The sequence below is a fragment of the Limnospira indica PCC 8005 genome, from assembly GCF_000973065.1.
Classification (GTDB): domain Bacteria; phylum Cyanobacteriota; class Cyanobacteriia; order Cyanobacteriales; family Microcoleaceae; genus Limnospira; species Limnospira fusiformis.
In genome coordinates this window covers 5,991,734-6,002,239 of the sequence record NZ_FO818640.1, presented here as the reverse complement: position 1 = coordinate 6,002,239, position 10,506 = coordinate 5,991,734, and the positions used below count along the sequence as shown (strand labels likewise).

General features: G+C 48.7%; 20 protein-coding genes and 1 pseudogene. 15 read left to right on the top strand and 6 right to left on the bottom strand.

Translation table 11 applies throughout. The annotated features are described in order from the left end of the window. Nucleotides 1-6: 6 nt before the first annotated feature. Complete coding sequence (locus XZ46_RS26630) at nt 7-174, bottom strand: NblA/ycf18 family protein (RefSeq protein WP_006669414.1); 168 nt, start codon at nt 172-174, stop codon at nt 7-9. A 233-nt stretch (nt 175-407) separates the two neighbouring features. On the opposite strand from XZ46_RS26630, the gene XZ46_RS26625 reads away from it, so the two are divergent. The 7 genes and pseudogenes from XZ46_RS26625 (at nt 408) to XZ46_RS26605 (ending at nt 3,521) form a co-directional block, all read left to right on the top strand. Continuing rightward, a complete protein-coding gene (locus XZ46_RS26625) occupies nt 408-1,001 on the top strand; it encodes a phycobiliprotein lyase (protein ID WP_006622534.1) in 594 nt (197 codons plus the stop codon). A 112-nt stretch (nt 1,002-1,113) separates the two neighbouring features. After that, on the top strand, nt 1,114-1,716 hold the full coding sequence (locus XZ46_RS26620) for a Uma2 family endonuclease (protein WP_006622536.1): 603 nt from the start codon (nt 1,114-1,116) through the stop codon (nt 1,714-1,716). A gap of 303 nt (nt 1,717-2,019) precedes the next feature. Further along, a complete protein-coding gene (locus XZ46_RS36120; protein WP_008056319.1) occupies nt 2,020-2,154 on the top strand; it encodes a hypothetical protein in 135 nt (44 codons plus the stop codon). After that, nucleotides 2,151-2,489, top strand: a complete 339-nt coding sequence (locus XZ46_RS26615) for a nucleotidyltransferase family protein (RefSeq protein ID WP_006669404.1) — start codon at nt 2,151-2,153, stop codon at nt 2,487-2,489. The genes XZ46_RS36120 and XZ46_RS26615 overlap by 4 nt, the downstream gene beginning before the upstream one ends. Continuing rightward, nucleotides 2,431-2,817, top strand: a pseudogene (locus XZ46_RS37130) (HepT-like ribonuclease domain-containing protein). Before XZ46_RS26615 ends, XZ46_RS37130 begins: the two are co-directional and overlap by 59 nt. A gap of 28 nt (nt 2,818-2,845) precedes the next feature. After that, nucleotides 2,846-3,100 carry a hypothetical protein gene (locus XZ46_RS34920; protein ID WP_157234570.1) on the top strand — a complete coding sequence of 85 codons (255 nt, stop codon included), beginning with the start codon at nt 2,846-2,848 and terminating at the stop codon, nt 3,098-3,100. A 169-nt stretch (nt 3,101-3,269) separates the two neighbouring features. Next, nucleotides 3,270-3,521, top strand: a complete 252-nt coding sequence (locus XZ46_RS26605) for a hypothetical protein (protein WP_006669408.1) — start codon at nt 3,270-3,272, stop codon at nt 3,519-3,521. A 75-nt stretch (nt 3,522-3,596) separates the two neighbouring features. Here the strand turns inward: XZ46_RS26605 and XZ46_RS26600 are convergent, their stop codons facing one another. Next, nucleotides 3,597-4,073, bottom strand: a complete 477-nt coding sequence (locus tag XZ46_RS26600) for a hypothetical protein (RefSeq protein WP_008056332.1) — start codon at nt 4,071-4,073, stop codon at nt 3,597-3,599. Nucleotides 4,074-4,296: 223 nt separating this feature from the next. Here XZ46_RS26600 and XZ46_RS26595 point away from each other — a divergent pair, with 223 nt between their 5' ends. The 4 genes from XZ46_RS26595 to XZ46_RS26585 all read left to right on the top strand — a co-directional run bounded on the left by XZ46_RS26595 (nt 4,297) and on the right by XZ46_RS26585 (nt 5,540). Continuing rightward, complete coding sequence (locus XZ46_RS26595) at nt 4,297-4,545, top strand: UPF0175 family protein (RefSeq protein ID WP_006622539.1); 249 nt, start codon at nt 4,297-4,299, stop codon at nt 4,543-4,545. Further along, the gene (locus XZ46_RS26590) at nt 4,542-5,036 is read left to right on the top strand and encodes a PIN domain-containing protein (RefSeq protein WP_008056334.1); all 495 of its coding nucleotides are present in this window, start codon (nt 4,542-4,544) and stop codon (nt 5,034-5,036) included. The genes XZ46_RS26595 and XZ46_RS26590 overlap by 4 nt, the downstream gene beginning before the upstream one ends. Further along, nucleotides 5,026-5,235 (top strand): hypothetical protein, encoded by a 210-nt coding sequence (locus tag XZ46_RS34915; protein ID WP_157234571.1) that lies wholly within the window; start codon nt 5,026-5,028, stop codon nt 5,233-5,235. The genes XZ46_RS26590 and XZ46_RS34915 overlap by 11 nt, the downstream gene beginning before the upstream one ends. Nucleotides 5,236-5,324: 89 nt before the next feature. Further along, on the top strand, nt 5,325-5,540 hold the full coding sequence (locus tag XZ46_RS26585) for a hypothetical protein (protein WP_008056336.1): 216 nt from the start codon (nt 5,325-5,327) through the stop codon (nt 5,538-5,540). Nucleotides 5,541-5,607: 67 nt separating this feature from the next. Here the strand turns inward: XZ46_RS26585 and XZ46_RS26580 are convergent, their stop codons facing one another. Then, nucleotides 5,608-5,826 (bottom strand): type II toxin-antitoxin system HicB family antitoxin, encoded by a 219-nt coding sequence (locus tag XZ46_RS26580; protein ID WP_006669412.1) that lies wholly within the window; start codon nt 5,824-5,826, stop codon nt 5,608-5,610. Next, on the bottom strand, nt 5,823-6,047 hold the full coding sequence (locus tag XZ46_RS26575) for a type II toxin-antitoxin system HicA family toxin (protein ID WP_006622545.1): 225 nt from the start codon (nt 6,045-6,047) through the stop codon (nt 5,823-5,825). Before XZ46_RS26575 ends, XZ46_RS26580 begins: the two co-directional genes overlap by 4 nt. 67 nt (nt 6,048-6,114) lie before the next feature. Between XZ46_RS26575 and XZ46_RS34910 the strand changes: the two genes are divergently transcribed. The 4 genes from XZ46_RS34910 (at nt 6,115) to XZ46_RS26565 (ending at nt 7,487) form a co-directional block, all read left to right on the top strand. After that, nucleotides 6,115-6,288 carry a hypothetical protein gene (locus XZ46_RS34910; RefSeq protein WP_157234572.1) on the top strand — a complete coding sequence of 58 codons (174 nt, stop codon included), beginning with the start codon at nt 6,115-6,117 and terminating at the stop codon, nt 6,286-6,288. A gap of 272 nt (nt 6,289-6,560) precedes the next feature. After that, on the top strand, nt 6,561-6,728 hold the full coding sequence (locus tag XZ46_RS34900; protein WP_157234574.1) for a hypothetical protein: 168 nt from the start codon (nt 6,561-6,563) through the stop codon (nt 6,726-6,728). Between the two features lie 112 nt (nt 6,729-6,840). Continuing rightward, nucleotides 6,841-7,086, top strand: coding sequence for a hypothetical protein (locus XZ46_RS26570; protein ID WP_006669411.1), 246 nt, complete (start codon nt 6,841-6,843; stop codon nt 7,084-7,086). Beyond that, the gene (locus XZ46_RS26565) at nt 7,083-7,487 is read left to right on the top strand and encodes a type II toxin-antitoxin system VapC family toxin (protein ID WP_048895321.1); all 405 of its coding nucleotides are present in this window, start codon (nt 7,083-7,085) and stop codon (nt 7,485-7,487) included. Before XZ46_RS26570 ends, XZ46_RS26565 begins: the two co-directional genes overlap by 4 nt. 14 nt (nt 7,488-7,501) lie before the next feature. On the opposite strand, the gene XZ46_RS38175 is transcribed toward XZ46_RS26565, so the two are convergent. Together XZ46_RS38175 and XZ46_RS26555 are read right to left on the bottom strand one after the other, a co-directional pair. After that, on the bottom strand, nt 7,502-7,603 hold the full coding sequence (locus XZ46_RS38175; RefSeq protein ID WP_368663646.1) for a type II toxin-antitoxin system HicA family toxin: 102 nt from the start codon (nt 7,601-7,603) through the stop codon (nt 7,502-7,504). A 316-nt stretch (nt 7,604-7,919) separates the two neighbouring features. Continuing rightward, a complete protein-coding gene (locus XZ46_RS26555; protein WP_048895320.1) occupies nt 7,920-10,376 on the bottom strand; it encodes a WD40 repeat domain-containing protein in 2,457 nt (818 codons plus the stop codon). Between the last annotated feature and the right edge of the window lie 130 nt (nt 10,377-10,506).

The following is a 10,506-nucleotide window of genomic DNA, read 5'->3' as shown; positions in this document are numbered from 1 at the left end:
TTGACGCTATGCGCCTTTCATCCAGTTTTTCAGTAAGTTATCCTTAACCATCCCTTGGCGAAAAACCTCGATTAGATACTCCTGAGCTTCTTCTAAACTTAGGTGTTTGACTTGTTCCTGGATAACCTTCAGCTTGAATTGTTGCTCTATGCTTAGATTTCCTGGGGTTTGCATTGTTCGCTCCTCCTCTGAAATTCTAGGATTGAGACTACGGTTTTGGATTAAACCGTAATTTTTGTTTACCTGGAATGTAAATTATCGTAACATAAACTTGACAATCTGTCCATCATGGACATTTAGCCACTAATCTATTTAACAAAACTTTGGATTTTCCGCTCTGATAGCCACAGACTCAGCCCTAACTGCCATAAAATAAACTGATAGCCGTCAGATTGGAGATTGAGTTAATGGATGCTATAGAATTTTTTAATATGAGTGCCGGAAGATGGCGATCGCTAAGGACTACCCATCACCTAGCTTTTCGTCAAGCCGAAAAAGGATTTTCTGATATCAATGTAACCTCCCTTACCGCTGATGACCCCCAGGTAGCCGAGATCTGCAAAATGCACGATATTGACCCGAGTTTGGCGGCGGGGGGCGCTCATGTCACCTGGAATGGCGAAATGGCTTGGGATAAGGAAGACGAAAATCATAAGGGTTCTACCGTATTTGCGATCGTACCAGACCCAGATGATCCGCGCCGGGGTCGAATGCTGCGGGAACGCGGTTATGCCGAAATTGTCCCCGTGATTGGACGTTTTGAGATGGACGAAGAGGACGGCTTAACCTTAATAACCGAATATGAAACCATGAGTTCCATTGAGCGTTTTTGGTTTGTGGGTCCTCATGTAAGAATGCGATCGAGTGCCGTCAAGCGGTTCGGAGGCTTCAACACCTCCACCTTCTGCACAGAAATCCGCATCGACTCTGATTCTAACACAACCACAACTTCCGAAGCCGACAAACCATCTGCTGATTTTATCTCAGCCTTTGGTTGGTAAAACCGTAACCCCCCTGAAGTCCCAAGGTTTTCAGGGGAGTTAGTTGTTGTGTTTTAGCGGCTACTAACTGGCTGGCTTTCAATAAACCATCAAAAACCATTATACCATAGCCATGACATCTATAACCACCGACAAAACATATACTTTTGAGGACTACCTCAAATATGATGATGGCACAGACAACCATTATGAATTAGTCAATGGACAATTAGAAATCATGAACCCACCAACCATCAGACATTTGCTAATCGCCGATTTTATCCGGGATACTTTAAAAGCCGAAATAACTCGGATGAATTCACCTTGGTTGTGTTTGAAAGAAGCCGGGGTGAGAACCTCACCGAGGAAGTCGCGATTGATGGATGTCTGTGTCGTATCCAGAGAAAAAGTTGTAGAATTGTTGGATGAATCGGCAGTTTTTCAAACGCCACCCATCCTAGTGGTGGAAGTGGTCAGTCCCGAATCGGTAAACCGGGATTATCGGTACAAAAGAACGGAATATGCGGCGGCGGAAATCCAGGAATATTGGATTGTAGATCCGATATTAAATAAGATATCGATTTTGCGGCTGGATGAGGGTTTATATGAAGAAACTGTGTTGACGGACAATCAACAAATAGTCTCTCAAGTTTTCCCGGAATTAAGGTTAAATATCGGAGACATTTTCGCAGCGGGCAATATTTTCACCTCCCCGGAAAATCCCCCCCAATCCTAAAAAGCGGGGTTATATCAGCCACGCAAACATTTAATAAACGGGGTTTCTAGTAGTTTCTAGTAGGTTGGGTGGAGCGATCGCTTTACACAACACACTCGGACTCTAGTAGGTTGGCTGGTGCGATCGCTTTACACAAGACAGTCGGACTCTAGTAGGTTGGGTGGAGCGATCGCTTTACACAACACATTCGGTTAGGCTGGGGGTAATTAAGTTTTTGTGGAGTTTCCTGGGTTCACATAACCTACTGATTTGTTGGGTTTACGGAGTTCACCCAACCTACTCCTAATGCTATAATTAGCTTAAATGGCTCAACTGTTTAAAGCCGGGCGTTTGACGGTGGGCTATGTCAGTAAATGGGCATATATGCCCCTCCCTGCTTTTCAGCCAATTCTGAAACAGCAAGATATCCCGCTTGACTCTCAGGATGAGGTTAAATGACTACCAAAATAAGCGATCGCCAAATTTATGCTCGCCTAGGAATTACCCCTCAACAACTGGCTGAATTTTGCCAACGTTGGCAGATCGTTGAACTTGCCCTATTTGGATCCATTCTCCGAGATGACTTTAACGCCAATAGTGACGTAGATATTTTAGTCACCTTTCAGCCTAATCACTCTTGGGGTTTAGAGTTTATTCAAATGCGAGAACAACTCTCTACTCTTTTTAATCGTCCTGTTGATCTCATCACCCAACAAAGTATTCTCAATAGTCATAATGTTCTCCGTCGCCAGAGCATCCTCAATTCAGCAGAGGTCATCTATGGCCAAGGATAAACAGGCATTAATAGATATTCTAAAGGCTATCCAGCAGATTATTAGTTATGTTGAGGATATCAAAAAAGAAGACTTGCAACAAGATGATGAAAAACAGGCAGCTATTTTATATAGGATTATTATTGTTGGGGAAGCAACTAAACGATTATCCCCTGAATTTCGTCAACAATACCCCATGATTCCTTGGCGGTAAATGGCGGGTCTACGAGATGTGGTCATTCACGATTATGATGAGCTAGATTTTGACATTCTTTGGAATGTTATTCAGGTCAATTTACCTGATATATTACCTCAAATACAATTAATTTTTAACTCCTTGAACGACTAATTCAGAAACCCCGTTTCTGCCATAACCTTTGCCTCCTCACCCAAATCTGCCTCAGAAACCCCCTTTCTTAACCCCTCAACCCATCCCCCGCCGCCACTTTCTAGTAGGTTGGGTGGAGCGATCGCGAAACCCAACACAGTCGGCTAGGCTGGGGGTGATTAAGTTTTTGTGGGGTTTCCTGGGTTCACATAACCTACTCCTGGAGCGATCGCTTTACACAACACACTCGGACTCTAGTAGGTTGGCTGGTGCGATCGCTTTACACAACACACTCGGACTCTAGTAGGTTGGCTGGTGCGATCGCTTTACACAACACAGTCGGCTAGGCTGGGAGTGGTTAAGTTTTGGTCGGGTTTCCTGGGTTCACATAACCTACTCCTGGTACGATCGCTCTGGGTTCATATAACCTTGGCTATAGTGAATTTAAGCGTAATTATTCAAGGGGAAATTGTATGACCGGAAAACCACTAGAAATCGAGGGAATTTGGGAAGAAATTGTCAGCCATTCCGATGCCTTAGCAGGATGCCAAGTGCGGGTGACAGTTCTCTCTCGCCCACCCCAGTCCCCATCTCCAGACAACTCTGCCCCCTTTCGTCCGGCTGGCGATCGCTCTTTACTGAGACACGCCGGAACTTGGTCTGGTGATGACCTGGAGGATTGTCTAAACATGGTTTATGAGACTCGTCAGCCTCTGGAGTTTTAATGGTGTATCTGCTAGATACAAACGCCTGTAGCCGCGTGATTCAGGGAGATTTAACCGCGCCATCAACTCGATGGTTTAAGTGGGGGAATGGCAATCTGACAATTCTTGGTTCAGTTGTGCCAATGATATCCCGCCTTCTGTTTTGAGTCTAATTCGCGATTCTGTTAACATCTCGATAAAACTAGGATTCAAACTCAGACTCGCGGTTTCTAGATCCGCATCCCGAATCGGAATCAGGACAGCAGTGGCTTGAGCGTCAACGGTGATGATGATTGGTCGATCGCTCATCTGTTGGATATAATCAGCAAGCGATCGCCCGGAATGAACAGCCTCAACCCTGAACTCGCCGCCATTGGCTTCGAGATGTCTGGCGGCTTTAGCGATAAACTCAGGATGAGAATTAAAACTGTGGGTCAATTCATCAGCTAACCGAATCGACATTAGCGCCGCTTGAGGTTGTTCGTCAACTGTGATGATCAAAGGTTGGCGATCGAGGGTTGCCATATATTCGGTTAACGGGGCTGTAGCTTGAGATAAATTAAGAGTCTTCATCTGTTTCCCCTTGCCAAATCCCAGACTTGTACTTGCTTAGTTTATAGTAGGTTGGCTGGTGCGATCGCTTTACACAAAACAGTCGGCTAGGCTGGGAGTGGTTAAGTTTTGGTGGGGTTTCCTGGGTTCACCCAACCTACTCCTGGTCATATTAAATCATGAAATATATGCTACAATTAGGAATAAGATTAATCAGCCTCAATTTGGATAGAGTCAACTGCTTATGACTGTACTCATCTCAGACGAAATCCTGGAAGCCTCTCAGCTTACCCCAAGCGAATTTCGCCAAGAAGTAGCATTACACCTGTTTCAAACCGGGCGTTTGACTTTGGGCTATGCCAGTAAATTGGCAGATATGCCATCCGGTGCTTTTCGCCAACTTCTCAAACAACGAGATATCCCGCTTTACTCCTACGATGTGGAAGATTTTGCCTTAGATATAAAGAATTTACGGGAGTTGGGACGCTTGTGATTGTCATTAGTGATACATCAGTAATCACTAACCTGGCGGCAATTCACCACCTAAAACTTCTGTCTCAACTTTACCATCAAGTGACTATTCCTGAATCTGTGTATCGGGAACTCGTTGATATTGACCCTGCTGTACCCGGAACTCTGGAAGTTCAAGGTGCAGCCTGGTTAAAAGTCAGAGCATTAGTTAACCGTAGTGTTGTTGAACAGCTTCAAAATGAGGTAAGGTTAGATCCGGGAGAGGCAGAGGCGATCGCTCTTGCCATAGAGCTTCAGGCAGATTTGTTGTTGATTGATGAGCGTCGGGGTCGAGCGGAGGCTGACCGTTTAGGCATCAAGATTACTGGATTGCTAGGCATTCTGGTTGAAGCCAAGCAGAAAAATTTAATTACTGCGGTCAAACCTCTGATGGATGCTCTGATTGCTACGTCAGAGTTTAGAGTATCTTCGGCTTTATACAACCAGATTTTGAATATGGTCAATGAAACTTAATCGATATCTGATCAACCCCGTTTCTGCCATAACCTTTGCCTGCTCACCCAAATCTGCCTCAGAAACCCCCTTTCTCAACCCCTCAACCCATCCCCCGCCGCAACTTTCTAGTAGTTGGCTGGTGCGATCGCTTTACACAACACACTCGGACTCTAGTAGGTTGGGTGGAGCGATCGCGAAACCCAACACAGTCGGCTAGGCTGGGAGTGGTTAAGTTTTGGTGGAGTTTCCTGGGTTCACATAACCTACTCCTGGTGCTATAATTAGCTTAAATGGCTCAACAAAACCATGAATACAACTCAACTACGCGAAAAAGTCGCCAGCCAACTCAACAACCTCTCACCGGAAAGACTTGCCCTCGTTAGTGAGTTTCTCGACTCCCCAGAAACCTCCGAACCTACTCAATCCTCTGGCTGGCAAAAATTGCCCCCGCTAAAACCAGGGAAAACCGCCACAGATTTACTCAAAGTTGCCGGAACTTGGCAGGGGGTATATGGCGGATAAGTCGGCGAAAAAATCCGAAAACATCAGAGCATCAGCATCCAGCATAGGCTCTGTTGGGACAAAAGCATCAAACCACCTCAAGTGTTTTCGGTTGAGGAATGACCTCACCTTCCGCCTGCCAAGCTGCTAGATACATTTCAATCACTTCTTCCCCATTGCGGATTGCCTCTTCCCGAGTTTTTCCGTGAGTACAAGGCATCACGACCTGCTCAGAAAACTCGGGAATGGTGACTAGGAAAAGCTCATCTTCATCAGACCATTGAACAATCATGCTGTATCGACTCATGAATCTTCCTCCTCTCTCAACCCTTCCAGTTCAGTTAGCAGTTTTTCCAGTTGTTTTTCTAGGTAACGGGGCACATCATCTCCATCCTGACCTGAAATGGTCAGGGTTTTTCCAATCAGAGGATGTCGCCAACGCTCATGGCTGCCCTTACCGCGCTTAGGCAAGTAAACAAAGCCATACTGTGCAATTTGAGCTTTCAACTCTCGAATCTTCCGGGGCATTAGTATGATTTAGGCATTTTGGTCTAGTTTATCACTTTTTCCGTTTTCATAAAGATAACTCAACTATGTGGGGTTTCCTGCTACTAATTCGGCAACTCAGAAACCCCCTTTCTCAACCCATCAACCCATCCCCCGCCGCAACTTTCTAGTAGGTTGGCTGGTGCGATCGCTTTACACAACACAGTCGGACTCTAGTAGGTTGGCAGGTGCGATCGCTTTACACAACACAGTCGGACTCTAGTAGGTTGGCAGGTGCGATCGCTTTACACAACACAGTCGGATTCTAGTAGGTTGGGTGGAGCGATCGCGAAACCCAACACAGTCGGCTAGGCTGGGAGTGGTTAAGTTTTGGTGGGGTTTCCTGGGTTCACCCAACCTACTCCTGGAGCGATCGCTTTACACAACACACTCGGACTCTAGTAGGTTGGGTGGAGCGATCGCGAAACCCAACACAGTCGGCTAGGCTGGGAGCGCGATCGCTTTACACAACAGACTCGGACTCTAGTAGGTTGGGTGGAGCGATCGCGAAACCCAACACAGTCGGCTAGGCTGGGAGTGGTTAAGTTTTGGTGGAGTTTCCTGGGTTCACCCAACCTACTCCTGGAGCGATCGCTTTACACAACACACTCGGACTCTAGTAGGTTGGCTGGTGCGATCGCTTTACACAACACAGTCGGCTAGGCTGGGAGCGCGATCGCTTCGTTTCACGCTCTTACCATCGAGCTTAATCCAGATTTGCTAAACTTGAGTTGCTACCATCAAACCTCAAATCTTTCAATAATCGCTAACCATTATGACCTTCCAACAATTGCAAAAACAAGTCTTAGATTTACCTCTAGGCGATCGCTGGGCATTGCTCAAACTCCTGGTGGAATCTTTGCAGCCAACTCCGCTGCCTTTTCCAGAGGCAACACCCACACTAGAAAGCACCCCTGGAGACGAAGACAATTCCCTGGAGCAATACTATGGCTGTATTGACGATGAAACATTTATCCGCCATCCCCAACCCGAACAAGGCGATCGCCAACCGATTATATGAGATTTTTGCTGGATACAAATAGCTGCATTATCTATTTACGCGGCAAGAACTTAGCTCTGAAGAAGAGATTGGAGTTTTATCGCAAAGAAGTTGCTGTGTGTTCAGTCGTCAAAGCAGAGCTTTTTTACGGTTCTATGAAAAGTGCCAATCCCGAAAACAATCTCAGGTTACAGACAGAATTTCTCTCGCAATTTATCTCTCTTCCCTTTGATGATGTGGCGGCAAATTTATTTGGCATAATCCGATCGCAATTGGAATTTAAGGGGACTCCTATCGGGTCTTATGACCTACAAATTGCGGCGATTTCCCTGGCGCATCATCTCACCCTAGTAACCCACAATGTCCGTGAATTTAGTCGAGTAGAGGGTTTACAGTGGGAAGATTGGGAGCCAGAGAGATAGCGTTTCTTGCCCCCCTAACCGATCGTATAGAGATGATGGCTGCCTGTGATTCGTTTTAGCTGCCAACCCTGTTGTTCCACAATTTTACAGAGTGCTTTACCAGAAATCGATTTCATAAAGATAACTCAATGAACTGTTTTTCTGGGGTGACTTCCTGTTGTTCACTCGCCACTTCCAGCCAAAGAAAGAACTGCATCTGCAAGCATTTCTAACAACTCTTCATAGCTCGATGCCCAGGTGTGACAATTGGGAAGGGCGGGTACTGAACCTGGACTTCATCTTCTTGCCAAATCATTGCTTTAATCTTCATGGTTTGTCTCTAATGGCTATCTAATCAGGATTTTAGCCCATCCGTTAACGCCTCACCCATAAACCCAGTTTCTGCCATAACCTTTGCCTCCTCACCGAAATGTCGCTCAGAGACTTGGTTTCTCAACCCCTCAACCCCTCCAACCGCAGAAAATGCACCACCCCCGCCTCATCCCCCGCCGCCACCGTCACCCCATCCGGTGCAACCGCACAGGAAAGCATCCGAGCCTCTCCGGTAAAGGTGGCTAACTCTTTCCCCGTCTCCAAATCCCACAGTTTCAGGGTTTTATCAAACGATGCCGAGACCGCTCGTTTCCCGTCGGGGGCGATCGCCACTGCATATACCCAGTCACTATGCCCTCTCAGGGTGGCCAGTTCCGTCCCCGTCTCCAAATCCCACAGTTTCAGGGTGTAATCCCTGGATGCTGAGACCGCTCGTTTCCCGTCCGGGGCGATCGCTACTGCATATACCAAGCTACTATGCCCGGTAAAGGTGGCTAACTCTTTCCCCGTCTCCAAATCCCACAGTTTCAGGGTGTAATCCCCCGATGCCGAGACCGCTCGTTTCCCGTCGGGGGCGATCGCTACTGCCATTACCCAGCTACTATGCCCGGTGAGGGTAGCCAGTTCCGTCCCCGTCTCCAAATCCCACAGTTTCAGGGTGTAATCCCCCGATGCCGAGACCGCTCGTTTCCCGTCGGGGGCGATCGCTACTGCATTTACCAAGCTACTATGCCCGGTGAGGGTAGCCAGTTCCGTCCCCGTCTCCAAATCCCACAGTTTCAGGGTGTAATCCCCCGATGCCGAGACCGCTCGTTTCCCGTCGGGGGCGATCGCTACTGCCCATACCGAGCCACTATGCCCGGTGAGGGTTGCCAGTTCCGTCCCCGTCTCCAAATCCCACAGTTTCAGGGTGTTATCCCTGGATGCCGAGACCGCTCGTTTCCCGTCCGGGGCGATCGCTACTGCATTTACCCCGCTACTATGCCCGGTGAGGGTAGCCAGTTCCGTCCCCGTCTCCAAATCCCACAGTTTCAGGGTGTTATCCCTGGATGCCGAGACGGCTCGTTTCCCGTCGGGGGCGATCGCTACTGCCATTACCCAGCTACTATGCCCGGTGAGGGTAGCCAGTTCCGTCCCCGTCTCCAAATCCCACAGTTTCAGGGTTTTATCCTCCGATGCCGAGACGGCTCGTTTCCCGTCCGGGGCGATCGCTACTGCTCTTACCCAGTCACTATGCCCGGTGAGGGTAGCCAGTTCCGTCCCCGTCTCCAAATCCCACAGTTTCAGGGTGTTATCATCGGATGCCGAGACGGCTCGTTTCCCGTCCGGGGCGATCGCTACTGCATTTACCCTGCTACTATGCCCCGTGAAGGTAGCCAGTTCCGTCCCCGTCTCCAAATCCCACAATTTCAGGGTGTTATCCCACGATGCCGAGACGGCTCGTTTCCCGTCGGGGGCGATCGCTACTGCCATTACCCTGCCACTATGCCCGGTGAGGGTAGCCAGTTCCCTCCCCGTCTCCAAATCCCACAGTTTCAGGGTTTTATCCTCCGATGCCGAGACCGCTCGTTTCCCGTCCGGGGCGATCGCTACTGCCATTACCCTGCCACTATGCCCGGTGAGGGTAGCCAGTTCCCTCCCCGTCTCCAAATCCCACAGTTTCAGGGTTTTATCCTCCGATGCCGAGACCGCTCGTTTCCCGTCCGGGGCGATCGCTACTGCATTTACATCGTCACTATGCCCGGTGAGGGTAGCCAGTTCCGTCCCGGTCTCCAAATCCCACAGTTTCAGGGTGTTATCATCCGATGCCGAGACGGCTCGTTTCCCGTCGGGGGCGATCGCTACTCCTCTTACCCAGTCACTATGCCCGGTGAGGGTGGCCAGTTCCGTCCCCCTCTCCAAATCCCACAGTTTCAGGGTGTTATCATCGGATGCTGAGACCGCTCGTTTCCCGTCGGGGGCGATCGCTACTCCTCTTACCCAGTCACTATGCCCGGTGAGGGTGGCCAGTTCCGTCCCCCTCTCCAAATCCCACAGTTTCAGGGTGTAATCCCTGGATGCTGAGACCGCTCGTTTCCCGTCGGGGGCGATCGCTACTGCATTTACCTGGCTACTATGCCCGGTGAGGGTGCGAATTAGTGGCCCGCCGGGAGGGGTGAGATTAGCTGTGAGAGGACAAAACCAGGGTTTTCCACGCCATTGTTTTGCCTGTTCCAATAAAGCCACAATTTCTGGATTCTCAAAGGATAACAACCGCCCCCAAAGCTGCTCCGCCAGTTGGGTTGTATCCGAGGCTAAAACATGAGCCGATAGCCGCAACGTCCCGGCGATTAATTGCAGGGTTTCCGTCTGTTCCGGGTTCAGCAAGACATCCGAACTCATCGCCAAATCGTAATCTTCTATTAACGCTTGCACCCCGCACTCCGCCAGTTTTGCCTGCATAAAGTCAAAATCGGTCAGCAATTGGTGCAGCCGTGCAGTTTGGGCGGTGTTAACGAGATGCTTAGGGATTTCTTCTAAGGCATAGCGCCGCTTTTCTGGATATAATTTGTTTAGCCGTTCAATAAAGCTGGTCATAATTCATGGGTGGAAATAGAACAATTTATAGTAGGTTGGGTGGAGCGATCGCGAAACCCAACACAGTCGGCTAGGCTGGGGGTGATTAAGTTTTTGTGGGGTTTCCTGGGTTCACCAAACCTACTCCTAA